This is a genomic window from Lysinibacillus sp. NPDC097214 (assembly GCF_050277945.1).
Classification (GTDB): Bacteria; Bacillota; Bacilli; order Bacillales_A; family Planococcaceae; genus Lysinibacillus; species Lysinibacillus xylanilyticus_B.
Genome location: NZ_JBNNSS010000003.1, coordinates 444341 through 458914 on the forward strand (window position 1 = coordinate 444341; position 14574 = coordinate 458914).

13 protein-coding genes and 1 riboswitch are annotated in these 14574 nt (G+C 39.3%); of the genes, 11 read left to right on the top strand and 2 right to left on the bottom strand.

Annotated elements, in window-relative coordinates:
* Positions 1-13 precede the first annotated feature (13 nt).
* The 6 genes from mutL to ACQKMI_RS09345 all read left to right on the top strand — a co-directional run bounded on the left by mutL (position 14) and on the right by ACQKMI_RS09345 (position 6653).
* A complete protein-coding gene (mutL, locus tag ACQKMI_RS09320; RefSeq protein ID WP_427488262.1) occupies positions 14-1885 on the top strand; it encodes a DNA mismatch repair endonuclease MutL in 1872 nt (623 codons plus the stop codon).
* A 596-nt stretch (positions 1886-2481) separates the two neighbouring features.
* Positions 2482-4128 (top strand): glycerol-3-phosphate dehydrogenase/oxidase, encoded by a 1647-nt coding sequence (locus ACQKMI_RS09325; RefSeq protein ID WP_427488263.1) that lies wholly within the window; start codon positions 2482-2484, stop codon positions 4126-4128.
* Between the two features lie 3 nt (positions 4129-4131).
* Positions 4132-5049, top strand: a complete 918-nt coding sequence (locus tag ACQKMI_RS09330) for an alpha/beta hydrolase (RefSeq protein WP_427488264.1) — start codon at positions 4132-4134, stop codon at positions 5047-5049.
* A complete protein-coding gene (miaA, locus tag ACQKMI_RS09335) occupies positions 5036-5938 on the top strand; it encodes a tRNA (adenosine(37)-N6)-dimethylallyltransferase MiaA (RefSeq protein ID WP_427488265.1) in 903 nt (300 codons plus the stop codon). Before ACQKMI_RS09330 ends, miaA begins: the two co-directional genes overlap by 14 nt.
* 91 nt (positions 5939-6029) lie before the next feature.
* Positions 6030-6260 (top strand): RNA chaperone Hfq, encoded by a 231-nt coding sequence (gene hfq / locus ACQKMI_RS09340; protein WP_323651423.1) that lies wholly within the window; start codon positions 6030-6032, stop codon positions 6258-6260.
* A 90-nt stretch (positions 6261-6350) separates the two neighbouring features.
* Complete coding sequence (locus tag ACQKMI_RS09345) at positions 6351-6653, top strand: rhodanese-like domain-containing protein (protein WP_427488266.1); 303 nt, start codon at positions 6351-6353, stop codon at positions 6651-6653.
* 58 nt (positions 6654-6711) lie between these two features.
* Here ACQKMI_RS09345 and ACQKMI_RS09350 read toward each other — a convergent pair whose 3' ends face one another.
* Positions 6712-7107, bottom strand: coding sequence for a hypothetical protein (locus ACQKMI_RS09350; RefSeq protein ID WP_427488267.1), 396 nt, complete (start codon positions 7105-7107; stop codon positions 6712-6714).
* 328 nt (positions 7108-7435) lie between these two features.
* Here ACQKMI_RS09350 and ACQKMI_RS09355 point away from each other — a divergent pair, with 328 nt between their 5' ends.
* Both ACQKMI_RS09355 and cobT read left to right on the top strand, forming a co-directional pair.
* Positions 7436-8305: a DMT family transporter gene (locus ACQKMI_RS09355; RefSeq protein ID WP_427488268.1), complete on the top strand. Its 870-nt coding sequence runs from the start codon at positions 7436-7438 to the stop codon at positions 8303-8305.
* A 160-nt stretch (positions 8306-8465) separates the two neighbouring features.
* Positions 8466-8642: riboswitch (cobalamin riboswitch) on the top strand.
* A 115-nt stretch (positions 8643-8757) separates the two neighbouring features.
* Complete coding sequence (gene cobT / locus ACQKMI_RS09360) at positions 8758-9813, top strand: nicotinate-nucleotide--dimethylbenzimidazole phosphoribosyltransferase (protein ID WP_427488269.1); 1056 nt, start codon at positions 8758-8760, stop codon at positions 9811-9813.
* 213 nt (positions 9814-10026) lie between these two features.
* On the opposite strand, the gene ACQKMI_RS09365 is transcribed toward cobT, so the two are convergent.
* Positions 10027-10632, bottom strand: a complete 606-nt coding sequence (locus tag ACQKMI_RS09365; protein ID WP_427488270.1) for a trimeric intracellular cation channel family protein — start codon at positions 10630-10632, stop codon at positions 10027-10029.
* A gap of 239 nt (positions 10633-10871) precedes the next feature.
* Between ACQKMI_RS09365 and ACQKMI_RS09370 the strand changes: the two genes are divergently transcribed.
* The 3 genes from ACQKMI_RS09370 to glnA all read left to right on the top strand — a co-directional run bounded on the left by ACQKMI_RS09370 (position 10872) and on the right by glnA (position 14359).
* Positions 10872-12122, top strand: a complete 1251-nt coding sequence (locus tag ACQKMI_RS09370) for an aminotransferase class I/II-fold pyridoxal phosphate-dependent enzyme (protein ID WP_427488435.1) — start codon at positions 10872-10874, stop codon at positions 12120-12122.
* A gap of 444 nt (positions 12123-12566) precedes the next feature.
* Positions 12567-12941, top strand: coding sequence for a MerR family transcriptional regulator (locus tag ACQKMI_RS09375; protein ID WP_079560583.1), 375 nt, complete (start codon positions 12567-12569; stop codon positions 12939-12941).
* An 83-nt stretch (positions 12942-13024) separates the two neighbouring features.
* Positions 13025-14359, top strand: coding sequence for a type I glutamate--ammonia ligase (glnA, locus tag ACQKMI_RS09380; RefSeq protein WP_427488271.1), 1335 nt, complete (start codon positions 13025-13027; stop codon positions 14357-14359).
* Positions 14360-14574: the final 215 nt, after the last annotated feature.

Consider the following 14574-nt stretch of genomic DNA (forward strand, 5'->3'; position numbering starts at 1 on the left):
GGAGTGATGCGCTATGGGTAAAATACAAATTATGGACGAGTGGCTGTCCAATAAAATCGCGGCAGGGGAAGTAGTTGAAAGACCAGCCTCTGTAGTTAAAGAGCTTGTTGAAAATGCCATTGATGCAGGAAGTACGTCCATTGATGTTTTTTTACTAGAAGCGGGCCTCACTTCAATTCAGGTCATTGATAATGGTAGTGGTATGGATGAAGAGGATGCATTAATATCATTCTCTCGCCATGCGACAAGTAAAATTCATCAGGAGCATGATTTATTTCGAATTCGTACACTTGGCTTCCGTGGTGAGGCATTAGCTTCCATTGCATCAGTGTCAAAAATGACACTTATTACATCGAATGGTGAATCAGGTACGTATTTAGAGCTTGAAGGTGGGCATATCGCCACACATAAACCTGGCCCTTTGCGCAAGGGAACAGATCTTACAATAGCACAGCTATTTTTTAATACACCTGCTCGATTAAAATATATGAAAACAATACAGACGGAGCTTGGGCATACAATAGATTTAATGAACCGCCTTGCCCTTGGAAATCCACAAATTGCGTTTAGATTACTGCATAACGGCCAGCAATTGTTACAAACAAATGGACGAGGTGACGTTCAGCAAGTATTAGCGGCCATTTACGGTGTGCATAATGCTAAGAAAATGGTGGCATTCAGTGGAGAGTCACAGGATTATAAAATTTCTGGATTTGTATCACTACCCGAGGTGACCCGCGCCTCGAAAAATTATATGTCGTTGTTTGTGAATGGTCGCTGGGTGAAGCATTATTTAATACAAAAAGCGATTGTAGATGCTTATCATACGTATTTGCCCATTGAACGTTTTCCGATTGTAGCACTCTTTATAGAGGGGGATCCTTATTTAACAGATGTCAATGTTCATCCTGCCAAGCATCAAATTCGTTTAAGTAAGGAGCCTGAGCTTCTTAAGCTAATTGAGGAAACGATACGAGAGACAATCCGCCATGTTATTCGAGTACCGCAAATGGAAAAGAAAGAGAAAGTGGTAAAGTCTGAGACGGAGCAGTTAAATATTTGGAAACCAGCACCGAAGCTTAATGTGGAGAAAATGAATGCTATTGTAGAGAAACTGTATGATGTACAAACTGTTCAGGAATCCAACACATTAGATCCTATAGTGCCACAATCTGAATCCGTTCCTACTGCCATTGAAGATAGTTGGCAACCGACACCAGTGATGGAAGTGAATCGTCCTGAAGAAGAAGTGACGCTAGAAGAGCCAATGGAAGTTTTAAAGGATGAGCCTACGAAAGAACCATTCCCTGCACTTGAAGTGGTAGGGCAAATTCACGGCACGTATATTGTTGCACAAATGGAGGATGGCTTTTATTTAATTGATCAGCACGCAGCTCAGGAGCGTATTAAATATGAATTTTTCCGAGAAAAGGTCGGTCAGGTGAACCCAAATGAGCGTCAGGCTTTATTGCTTCCATTGACTTTCCATTATGCTGCTGATGAGGCTCTTATATTAAGAGAAAATCGACAGGAGTTAGAAGCTGTAGGCGTATTTTTAGAGGAATTTGGACAGGCATCATTTGTCGTGAGAGAGCATCCAAGCTGGTTCCCTAAAGGGGAAGAACAGGAAGTTATTGAGGACTTAATTGAACAAGTGCTGACAACTAAAAAGGCAGACGTCAAAAAATTACGTGAGGCTGCAGCGATTATGATGAGCTGTAAAAAGTCGATAAAGGCCAATTATTATTTAACGAAAGAGCAAATGGAAGTGTTATTGCGAGATTTACGCAATGCCGACAATCCATTTACATGCCCGCACGGACGTCCAGTGCTTATTCATTTTACATCTTATGAAGTGGAAAAAATGTTTAAACGGGTAATGTAATTATAACGCCTAGAACAAAGGTTCAAGAGTAACATTAACAGTAAATGTGCATAAAAGGAATTTTGTAGGTAAAGCATATACAAATGACTCATCATCAAAAGTAGTGGATGGCATTTTGCTAGAATGTATGTCAGATATTAAGTTGATTGAAGTGGAGACTGGGTGACTCCTTGGGGATTAGCGATAGGGGAACGAAGGCTAAGAGCATCACATCCTGTGATAACGCCTTCGTGACCAACGTCGGTGCTGCTGCCGCTACGTTTGCACTACGCTTTCGCGCAGAAAACATCTGTTGGCCCGAGACCCTGCAGCGAAGCGGGAGGGGAACGAAGGCTAAAAGCATCACGTCCTGTGATAACGCCTTCGTGACCAACATCCTGTTGCCCCGACGCCCCCAGGAAGCTCTGCTCTGCGCGAAAGCGAAGCGTCAGCGGCAAAGCGCCCAGTCGGAACGGAAATCAACTACACGTTATGGTGATGAGCTGTACGAATGACATTGAAATTTCTATGCTTAAAGTTATAACTAGTTATACAAGCAGACATATACGGCAAAGGTTACATGTATTTTCAATTTATAGCAAATGGGGGAGAAAGGTATGTTTTCATTTGAGCATCGTCCTAAAATTATGCATTTTTTAGAGCAATATAGCTTTGACGTTTTAGTCATTGGTGGTGGCATTACCGGTGCTGGCATAGCACTTGATGCAGCATCGAGGGGGTTATCAGTCGCTTTGATTGAGAAGCAGGATTTTTCTGCTGGTACATCAAGCCGTTCAACAAAGCTTATTCATGGAGGACTTCGTTATTTAAAGCAACTTGATGTAGGTGTAGTAGCGGAGGTTGGGCGTGAGCGTGAAATTGTTTATGACAATGCTGTTCACGTTACTACGCCTGAAAAAATGCTACTACCATTATATAAAAAGGGCTCACTTGGACCATTGTCAACATCATTGGCATTGAAGGTCTATGATCGATTAGCAGGTGTTAAAAAGCATGAACGAAGAACTATGTTAAATGCTCAAGAAACGGCAGCACTAGAGCCTTTACTCAATCAAGATGAGCTTATTGGCGGTGGCTATTACGTTGAATATCGTACAGATGATGCCCGTCTAACAATTGAAGTGTTAAAAAAAGCTGTGGAATATGGGGCACTTTGTTTAAATTATGCGGAAATGACAGGATTTATATATGAGAAGAAAAAGCTTGTTGGGGCACAAGTGACGGATCATGTTACAGGGAAAACAATCGAAGTGCATGCTGCCCAAATCGTCAATGCGACTGGACCTTGGGTAGATGAGGTCCGCCAAAAGGATAAAGTAGTAGACAAAAAGCAATTACGTCTCACAAAAGGGGTCCATATTGTCCTTGATCAAAAGGATTTTCCATTACAGCAAGCCGTGTACTTTGATATTATGGATGGGCGTATGGCCTTTGCAATTCCACGTGATGGTAAAACGTATGTAGGGACAACAGATACAGTTTACGAGGGAGACCCTGTACATCCGGTCGCTACCCAAGAGGACGTCGATTATTTAATTGTAGCTGCAAAAACAGTCTTTCCAACTGCAAATATTTCAAGAGATACGATTGAATCGTCGTGGGCGGGTGTGCGTCCACTTATTTTTGAAAAAGGCAAAGATCCATCCGAAATTTCACGCAAAGATGAAATATGGACGGCTCCAAGTGGGCTAATAACAATTGCCGGAGGTAAACTAACAGGCTACCGTCAAATGGCAGAAACAATCGTTGATAAAATTGTGAAGATCCATAAATATAAGCACGCAAGTCCATGTGTGACACGTGAGTTATCCCTTTCTGGTGCAAAGGGCATTAATGCCATCAATTTCCCTGATTATAGTTCTTATAAAGCTAAAGAGGGTGTTCAGTATGGCCTTAATTATGATGAAGCAAAACAGCTTGTACAAAAATATGGGACAAATGTTGACGCATTATATAACCAGGTGAAATATTTACATGAGCATGGAAGTACGATGCCTTTGGTTTTACATGCCATGCTACTTTATGGCATAGAAGCGGAAATGGTGTACACACCAAGTGATTTCTTTATTCGTCGAACAGGCCTGTTATACTTTGATATTGATGCAGTAAAACGTTATAAACAGCAGGTTATTCAAGTTATGCAACAACATTTTCACTATACAGACTCACAAAGAAATACGTATGTAGCTCAACTAGAGCAAGCAATTTTAGATGCAACAAATTTTGCAGAGGAAGGAGTGTAAGCAATGGCGCGTTATATTGAGATGTCAGATGGCCATTTTTTGTTTACTCGAACATTAAAGCCAGCGAAGCCATGTATTGGTCATATTCATATATTGCACGGTATGGCGGAGCATAGTGGACGTTATGTTAAATTTGCAAATAGCCTAAACGAAGCGGGTTATGCGGTGACAATGCATGATCACCGAGGGCATGGAGAAACAGCAGCCTATAATGGCACATTAGGTTTTTTTGCTGAACAAAATGGGTTTGATCGTGTCGTAGAGGATGCGCATGAAGTAGTCACATTATTGCATGAACAATTTTCAGATGTACCATTAATTATATTTGGTCATAGTATGGGATCGTTCATTACTAGAAGATATATACAATTGTACAGCGATCAAGTGGATCATGTGATTCTTTGTGGAACAGGGAATGTTACAGCATTGCATACGATGGGGAATTTAGTTGCAAAAGTATTAGCCAAACAGCTTGGTAAAGAGACGGAGAGTAAGTTGCTAAATAAGCTAAGCTTTGGTAGCTTTAATAAACAGTTCCCGAATTCGAAGACTGCTTATGATTGGATTTGTTCAGTAGAGGACGAAGTGGGTAAATATATAGATGATCCGTATTGCGGCTTTATCCCAACAAATCAATTTTTTGTCGATTTAACAACAGGTTTTATGTCGTTAAATCGAAAAAGTGAGATAGCAAAAGTAAAGAAAGACTTACCTATATTATTGATAAGTGGTAGCAAGGATCCAGTCGGAGAACAAGGGCAAGGTGTATACGCTGTTGCAGAACAATTTACAAAAGCGGGCATACAGGACGTGACGGTTTACCTATTTGAGGATAAGCGCCATGAAATCCTAAACGAGGATAATCGAGAAGCAGTCTATCAAGTTTTATTACGGTGGTTAGAAAAATATGATACAAGATAACATACAACAGGCAGAGGTCGTAGCAATCGTAGGGCCTACTGCATCTGGGAAAACAGCACTAAGCATTGAGTTAGCAAAAAAATATAATGGCGAAATCATCAACGGTGACTCCATGCAAATCTATCGAGACTTAGATATTGGTACAGCGAAAATTACAGAGGAAGAGATGGAAGGTGTACCCCATCATTTACTGAGCTTCAAAGAGCCAACTGAGTCCTTTTCAGTAGCAGACTATCAAAAATTAGTGCGAGCTAAAATTGCGGAAATTCAAACGCGTGGCAAGCTACCGATTATTGTAGGGGGCTCAGGTTTATATGTGCAGGCAGTACTCTTTGATTTCCAATTTACTGAGGAGCAGGTAGATGAGGAGGCACGGAAAGCCTATTATGAAGAGCTGGAAAAATTAGGTCCAGAGGCGATGCATGCTAAGCTGAAAAAACTTGATCCACAAACAGCGGAGACAATTCATCCAAATAATACTCGCCGTGTCATACGTGCGTTAGAGATGATTGAGCTTAGTGGCGTTTCAAAGGCATCCGAAGCACACAATCGTGGAGAGGTTCCACTGTACAATCATGTGATATTAGGGCTTGGGCAAAATATGTCACGTGAAGTGCTCTATGATCGTATTAACCGTCGTGTTGATATAATGATGGAAAAAGGGCTTTTAGAAGAAGTAAAGGGCTTATGGCAGCAAAATATTCGTGGTGTGCAGTCAATCCAAGCAATCGGCTACAAAGAATTATACGATTACCTAGATGGAAAATGCTCTTTAGAAGAAGCCATTGACAGCTTAAAGCAAAATTCCCGCCGCTATGCGAAGAGACAGCTAACATACTTCCGAAACAAAATGGATGTATATTTTGTTAATACTGACGAAAAATTTTAATTAATTTCTAAAAATTACTAATTGATAAATTGGTAGAACATGCTACTATAGGAATGAAGAGGTAGGGAGAGAGTATAGGGAGGCATATTTGATGAAATCAATTAACTTGCAAGATACATTCTTAAACCATTTACGTAAAAATAATGTTTTTGTAACTGTGTTTTTGTTAAACGGATTTCAGCTAAAAGGTACTGTGAAATCCTATGATAACTTTACAGTATTGTTACTTGATGCTGATAGCAAACAACACCTTATTTACAAACACGCTATTTCTACATTTGTTCCAGTAAAGCAAGTGGATTTTTTAGAAACAGATGAATAGAGTAAAACAGTTAGTGTTCTTGACACTAGCTGTTTTTTTGCCTTCAGGCTATAATGTAAGAGGAAATTGACATATTGGAGGATTACACATATGAAATCTATGGATACAACAGAAATAGTAGAACTATTAGATACTAACGAAGACCTGTACATTATTGATGTTCGTGAAGAGGATGAAGTAGCACATGGGATGATTCCTGGTGCTCAGCACATTGCCCTTGGGACAATCCCTGAGCGCTTAGGTGATTTGGATGCTTCTAAGCCATACATTATTGTTTGTAAGGCAGGCGGTCGTTCAGCAAATGCTTGTGCATACCTAGAAGCTCAAGGCTTTGACGTAACAAACCTTGAAGGCGGCATGCTTGCTTATGATGGAGAGTTAGAATTTAAATAATGACATACTTAAAAAAGAAAGAGCCTTTCAATATTCGCTCTTTCTTTTTTTCTTGTGCTTATTGTTTTAGTGAGTCCATGATAAGGCTAAAATTTTTTTCGAAATTACTGTATGGATTTTCATTTTTTAGCTCACGGATCTTTAGATTATAACTGGCAAAGTTTAAACCGGCACCGTAAACTTGTAATGCGCCATTCGCAAGATCACCTTTCTGAAGAAGTTCTATACCTTTCTTTAAGAAGTTTTCGCTCTCATCGAAGTGACATTCAGTAATGTTTTTATCTCCACTGTGAAATAACTTTAGGTTTTCAATGATTTTATTCGCTGTATCTTCACTTATTGAAGCGTCTACATTAATTAATATTTGGTTTATCGGTTTTACTAGTTGAGCATATAGGCTATCATATTTTTTACATGTTTCAGCAATTGCGGTTCTTAGTTCTTTTGTATCCATCGTCTCTTCGCCTACCTTTTTAATTTTGTCCTACCTTAGATTTTATTAATTCCCAAACTTATCTAGCATGCCAGTTTTCGATAATTTTTATCGTTTCGGCACTTATCAAAAGATAGCATCTAGCATTAATATTCTTACGCATGAATATTCAGAAATATGTTACAATTAAATCCGTTAAGGAGGGATAAGTATGTATCGAACGATTGCACCCCCAACAATGTCTTTACAGTAGAATCTACTGTTTAGGCATTCATTAAAAGCTTGCTAATTCTCAATAGATTCTACTGTATATCGGAAACTATATACATGTAGAAAGTAGGAATTAGAAATGAGCGGAAAACTATCTTTTATTGTATCAATGATTATTTTTGGAGCTGTCGGTGTTTTTGCAAAATACATTAAGTTGCCTTCAAGTGAAATTGCCTTTTGGATGAGTCTAATTGGCTCTTGTTTTTTACTGTTGATTTTCCTTTGTAAAAAAGAAAGGTTTACGAAAACAACTATTTTGCAAAATAAATGGCCATTGCTACTTTCGAGTTTTGCCTTATGCGGGAATTGGATTTTTCTTTTCCAAGCGTACAAGGAAACAACCATCGCAAATGCAGCGCTAAGTTACTATTTGGCACCAGTACTAGTCATTTGTTTATCACCTATCGTTTTGAAAGAGAAAATAGTTGCAAGGAAAATTTTTTATGTTTGTGTGGCTCTAGTAGGACTGTATTTTATCGTCCAAAGTCAAACTACCGAAACGAGCTTACATTATATAGGTATTGTATATGGGCTTATTGCAGCTTGTTTCTATACAGTAGTAACATTTACGAATAAGTATATTCATGGATTAAAAGAGCCAGATAATACGATTATTCAGCTTGCTTTAGCAGCGTTATTCCTTGCACTTTATCTTTTGGGGACCAATGGGTTTCAAGTCATGCAAATCGATATAAAATCAATTAGTTTACTTATTGCATTGGGCATTGTCCATGCTGGGATCGGCTTCTATCTATTCTTTTTCGGAATGCGTCATCTAAAAGGCCAAAGCATAGCTATTTTAAGCTATATTGATCCACTGACATCATTAGTGATTTCAACGATGATTTTAGGAGAAAAAATGACGCCTCTACAAATAATCGGCGCTATTCTTTTGCTCGGTGCAACATGTCTGAGTGAAATCGATAAAACAAAACCAGTATCTCAGTAATAAACGAACAAGATGCTCCCAAAAGTCTTTTTTATTTGGCTATTAGGGAGCTTTTCTAGATTATAATGTCGGACACACTCCGAGTGTATTAACTTTATTTTAATGCTTTCTAAAAAAACAAAATATTGACACAAAAATCACTTTGTCGTAAATTTAAAATAATTGCATAAAAGCATTAGGTGCCCATTGCGGGAGAATAGGGAATAAAGTGAAAAGCTTTAGCGGTCCCACCACTGTAAAAGGGAGTTTCATAGAGAATGCCACTAGCATCGTTCTGGGAAGGTTCTATGAAATGTTGAAATTGAGCCAGGAGACCTGCCTATCTGCTTCGTATTATATAGACGATGGAAAAGTCTGTAGTTTATTTGTTATGGAATAAACTACAGGCTTTTTATTTTTTTCTCTAAATCATTCTTCGAGTAACAAGGGCAAAACAGAAAGGGGAAATTTTCATGCAATTATTACAACAAACGATTCAAAACATTCAAAGCGCTGACCACAAAATGATGGAGCAGGCAAGGGAACGCATAGATGCACTTTGCAAGCCACCTAGTAGCTTAGGGAAGTTGGAGGCTCTAGCTGTGCAACTATCCGGTATTACAGGTGAACTATTTCCTACGATAGATAAGAAAGCAATTATTGTCTGTGCAGCAGATCATGGTGTTTGTGAGGAAGGGGTAACATCAAATCCACAAAATGTGACGGTCTTTCAAACGTTAAATTTCCCTAGAGGAGGAACGGGTGTCTGTGCTATCGCAAAAATCACAGATGCAAAAGTTGTCACAGTAGACGTTGGCGTAAAAGAGGATATTCCACATGATGCTGGTGTCATTATTAAAAAAATTAAATACGGAACGGACAATATGGCAAAAGGTCCTGCTATGTCAAGGGAAGAAGCCATTCAATCCATTGAAGTAGGAATTGAAGTAGCTACGGAAGAAATCAAAAATGGGATAAATGTACTCGGGACAGGTGAAATGGGGATTGGTAATACAACACCGAGTGCTGCTATATTATCGGTTCTTCGCGATTGTCATCCGAATGAAGTGACAGGCTTCGGCGCAGGTGTTGGACCAGGGGGGATATTACATAAAGTAGAGGTCATTCACAATGCTATTGCATTAAACAAACCAAATCGTCATGATGCTATTGATATTCTTGCAAAAGTCGGAGGGTTAGAAATAGGTGCTATGGCTGGGGTGATACTTGCTGCTGCTGCACATCGCAAACCTGTTGTTATTGATGGATTTATTTCTACTATTGCTGCTCTTATTGCGTACGAACTCGAGCCAAACGTAAAAGACTATATCATTCCTTCTCATGCCTCTGAAGAACCAGGCGCAAAAATCGCCGCTGAAATGCTTGGAATTGAACCTATGCTACAGATGAATATGCGATTAGGAGAGGGATCTGGTGCAGCTTTAGCCTTTCCTATTTTGGATGCAGCAAGCTCTATGATGAAAAACATGGCTACATTAGAGGAAGCTATGCTGCTGTTGAAAAAGTAATTTTTAGATACAGCTCAATGTTTACATTCGGTGCCTATTATTGCTGTCATGGATGCACTCTGCAAAGTAGTAAAATTATGGTAAAAAATGGTTATTTATAATGAGTGAATAAGACATATAGGGATAGAAGAGTAACAACAGGTATAAAATTAAAAACAAGCTCAAATCAAGTTATTTGGGCTTGTTTTTATACAACGCTGTAAGGAAAGAAAGCTATGCTCGATTCAACTTCCGTAACGGTAAACGCCATTTTTTCATATATGAAAGTATTCTTAGTACGATAATCACACCAAATAATATATATAAAAAGATATCGCCTGAAAATAGTTGAAGTCCTATAATAAGCCCGGCTAGTGCTGCCCAAACACCATAGATTTCATCACGGAGGACTAATGGTTGTCGTCTAGCTAATAAATCGCGGACAATTCCACCACCTGAACCTGTTAAGACAGCAGCTACAATAACCGCGCTAATAGGCATGTCGAGCTTCACAGCATAAAGGGCACCTTGAATCGCAAATGCTGATAATCCAATAGCATCGGTGAAATTACCCCAGCGATGCCAATGCTGAATGAGTCGATGTGGAAATAAGAAAAATAGCGTAATCGCTGCAATGGCAATTTGGAACATCATATCTTGACCCCACAGTGTAGTTACAGGTAAACCTATTAGTAGATTTCGTATAGCCCCACCACCAAAAGCAGTTACGATACCGAGTATATAGACACCGAATAAATCGTATTCTTCCTCCATTGCAATTATTGCCCCGGAAATAGCGAAGGCAATTGTTCCAATGATACTAAAAACCTCCCAAGCCAACCCTTTCACCCCTTATATGAATAAATCATTTCATGTTGTTGTAGATTACATACTAGAAAGCATCGACTTACGATTTGGAATTATCAGATATCAAATATCTTATTATAGCAGAATTAAATAGAAGTAGTTTGTAATTTAACTTAGCGCCTAATGCAAGTAGAAATAAAAGCAAATTTTGCAGGCAAGCTCAGAAATTGTTAAGATAAGATTTGAACATATGTGAAATGGAGAAGAACAGAATGACTTTTACAACCAATTTATCAGAAGAAACACTAGCATTAGCTGCTAAAATAGAAGAAAAGGTACGCCCTTTTCATGCAAAGGTAGAAGAGATGGCGTTCTTCAATCAACAAAAAGTGCTTGCTGCGTTCCGTAAGCATCAAGTAAGTGATTATCATCTGCACCCGTCTAACGGTTATGGCTATGATGATGAGGGGCGTGACAATCTAGAACGTGTTTATGCAGAGGTCTTTGGAGCGGAGGCTGCTATTGTACGTCCGCAAATTATTTCTGGTACACATGCAATCACACTTAGCTTATTCGGAGTACTACGTCCTGGTGATGAATTACTTTATATTTCGGGGCAGCCGTATGATACATTGCAATCAATTGTCGATGGTGGCGATAAGGATACTGGTTCGTTAAAAGATTATAAAATCGGTTATAGCCATGTGGATTTATTGAATAATCAAGAAATCGATTGGGAAGGTGTTGCAGCTGCAATTACACCAAACACCAAAATGATTGCTATCCAACGTTCGAAGGGCTATGCAACACGCCCATCCTTTACCATTTCGCAAATTGCAGAAATGTGTGCAAAGATCCGTGAACTAGCACCAGATGCAGTTATTTTCGTTGATAATTGCTACGGAGAATTTGTTGAGGCACAGGAACCGACAGAGGTTGGGGCTGATTTAATAGCAGGATCGCTCATTAAAAATCCTGGTGGAGGCTTAGCAAAAATTGGTGGTTATATTGCGGGGCGTGCAGATTTAGTAGAAAAATGTGCTTATCGTATGACATCGCCAGGTATTGGTGCTGAAGCAGGGGCAACATTAAATACGCTCGGTGATTTCTATCAAGGATTTTTCCTTGCGCCACATGTTGTATCTCAAGCATTAAAAGGTGCCATTTTCACAGCTGCTATGCTGGGGGAAATAGGCATGAATACATCTCCAAGGTATGATGCGAATCGTACGGACTTAATTCAATCGGTTTCTTTCCAAACGGCGGAACAAATGATTGCTTTTTGCCGTGAAATTCAAGCGAACTCACCAATTAATGCGCATTATGCACCTGAGCCAGCGTATATGCCTGGCTATGAGGATGATGTCATCATGGCAGCTGGAACTTTCATTCAAGGTTCAAGCATTGAGCTTACAGCAGACGGTCCTATTCGTCCGCCATATACCGCATTTATTCAAGGTGGGTTAACATACGAACACGTAAAATTTGCTATTTGTAGTGCAGTTCAAAAAATCCAAAAATAAGTAACGAAAAACTATTCAAAACATCCATTTTGAATAGTTTTTTTATTTATGGACGAACAGTTGAAGATGAAATTTCTTAAAAGAATGCCATTTATATAAGTAGATCTTCGTTCCGACTGGGCGACTCCTTGGGGATTAGCAATAGAGGAACGAAGGCTACAAGTATCACATCCTATGATAACGCCTTCGTGACCAACATCGGGTTGGCCCAAGCGGCTCATCGGACGCCCCCAGGAAGCTTTGCTCTGCGCGAAAGCGAAGCGGCAGCGACAAAGCGCAAAGCCGAAACGGAAATCAACCCCACGTTAGGATATTAAGTTTAGTTTTTTACAATTTTTCATCATTTCAAAAAAATTATTTCAATCCATGTTAGGAAACCTTACATGAATGGTTGACACTGTGATTTTTTCGTTATATTATTAGCAGGTATTGGAGGGGACTTAAATGAGTCGTGAAATCAGACGAACTATGCCGTTATTATCTATGAATATCGTAATGCAATTGACAGAGCTTTCGGCACGCCAGATTCGTTATTATGAAGAACACCATTTAATTGAGCCGCACCGAACAGAAGGCAATCGTCGAATGTTTTCGTTAAATGACGTCGATACGCTGCTGGAAATTAAAGATTATTTGGATCAGGGTATGAACATGGCTAAAATTAAAAAGCTGTTCGCTAAAAAGAATGAACCTGTTTCAACAGATGAACGTGATTTAAGTGACTCAGAATTACGTAACATCATGCGTGAAGAAGTGCGTCAAGCGCAGCGCATGCAAAAATCATCCATCCGTCGTGGGGATTTATCTCGATTCTATTAATAAGAGGCAACATCATTCATTTCTTTTTTAATAGAGTAGGGTAATGATAAAAAGCTAGACAATTTATAGGAGTGTGGAAAACTGTGGGTAAATACACTAAAGAAGACATTAAACGTCTAATCGAAGAAAAAAACGTAAGCTTTATACGTCTACAATTTACAGATATTCTTGGCACAATCAAAAACGTTGAGATTCCTGTAAGCCAATTAGACAAAGCACTAGAAAACAAAATGATGTTTGATGGCTCTTCCATTGAAGGCTTCGTACGAATCGAAGAATCAGATATGTATTTATATCCTGATCTAGATTCTTTCGTAGTGTTCCCTTGGACTTCTGAAAAAGGGAAAGTAGCACGTTTCATCTGTGATGTATACACTGCTAAAGGCGAGCCATTTGCTGGTGACCCACGAAATAACTTAAAACGTATCCTTAAGAAAATGGAAGATATGGGATTCTCAAGCTTCAATTTAGGACCTGAGCCAGAATTCTTCTTATTTAAATTAGATGCAAAAGGTGAACCGACATTAGAAGTGAACGACCACGGTGGTTACTTCGACTTAGCACCAACTGATCTAGGCGAAAACTGCCGTCGTGATATTGTATTAGAGCTAGAAGAAATGGGCTTCGAAATTGAAGCGTCTCACCATGAGGTAGCTCCTGGACAACATGAAATCGACTTCAAATATGCAAACGCAATTACAGCTTGTGACAATATTCAAACGTTCAAATTAGTTGTTAAAACAATTGCACGTAAACATGGTCTACATGCTACATTTATGCCGAAACCATTATTCGGTGAAGCGGGTTCTGGTATGCACTTTAATGTTTCATTATTTAAAGGTAAAGAAAATGCATTCTACGATGAATCTACTGAACTAGGTCTTTCTGAAACAGCAATGCAATTTATGGCAGGTGTCCTTTCTCACGTTCAAGGCTTCACAGCTGTGACAAATCCAACAGTTAACTCTTATAAACGTCTTGTACCTGGTTATGAAGCGCCATGTTATGTAGCATGGTCAGCTCAAAACCGTTCACCACTTATCCGTATTCCATCAGCGCGCGGTCTTTCGACTCGTGTAGAAGTACGTTCTGTGGACCCATCTGCTAATCCATATTTAGCGATGGCTGTTATTTTAGAAGCTGGTCTTGAAGGGATCCGTCGAAACTTAACACCACCAGCTGCTATTAATCGAAATATCTACGTGATGTCTGATGAAGAGCGTAAAGCGAATGGTATCGCAAACTTACCACCAGCGCTTGATGATGCTTTAGCATTACTTGCTGAGGATGAAGTAGCTCAAGCAGCTTTAGGTCAGCATATCTATGCAAACTTTAAAGAAGCAAAAGAAATCGAGTTCGACATGTACCGTACAACAGTACACCAATGGGAACGCGACCAATATTTAAAAATGTATTAATTAAAAGCGTTGGAGCTGTGATGCTCCAACGCTTTTTTTTGTGCGCCTAGCATGGACGTATATCTCCAATAAAACATAGCATCGCTTTAGAGCACTAAGCGATGCTGGGACTACATTATCAGATATAGAGCAATGTAGAAAAAGATACACTAATAAAACCTCCACCAGATTTTCATGAGGAATACGACATATGTATCGTCTTTCTCGAAAACATT

Coding starts and splice junctions, on each gene's coding strand:
- mutL (WP_427488262.1), top strand. CDS start 14: ATGGGTAAAATACAAATTATGGACGAGTGGCTGTCCAATAAAATCGCG.
- ACQKMI_RS09325 (WP_427488263.1), top strand. CDS start 2,482: ATGTTTTCATTTGAGCATCGTCCTAAAATTATGCATTTTTTAGAGCAA.
- ACQKMI_RS09330 (WP_427488264.1), top strand. CDS start 4,132: ATGGCGCGTTATATTGAGATGTCAGATGGCCATTTTTTGTTTACTCGA.
- miaA (WP_427488265.1), top strand. CDS start 5,036: ATGATACAAGATAACATACAACAGGCAGAGGTCGTAGCAATCGTAGGG.
- hfq (WP_323651423.1), top strand. CDS start 6,030: ATGAAATCAATTAACTTGCAAGATACATTCTTAAACCATTTACGTAAA.
- ACQKMI_RS09345 (WP_427488266.1), top strand. CDS start 6,351: ATGAAATCTATGGATACAACAGAAATAGTAGAACTATTAGATACTAAC.
- ACQKMI_RS09350 (WP_427488267.1), bottom strand. CDS start 7,107: ATGGATACAAAAGAACTAAGAACCGCAATTGCTGAAACATGTAAAAAA.
- ACQKMI_RS09355 (WP_427488268.1), top strand. CDS start 7,436: ATGAGCGGAAAACTATCTTTTATTGTATCAATGATTATTTTTGGAGCT.
- cobT (WP_427488269.1), top strand. CDS start 8,758: ATGCAATTATTACAACAAACGATTCAAAACATTCAAAGCGCTGACCAC.
- ACQKMI_RS09370 (WP_427488435.1), top strand. CDS start 10,872: ATGACTTTTACAACCAATTTATCAGAAGAAACACTAGCATTAGCTGCT.
- ACQKMI_RS09375 (WP_079560583.1), top strand. CDS start 12,567: ATGAGTCGTGAAATCAGACGAACTATGCCGTTATTATCTATGAATATC.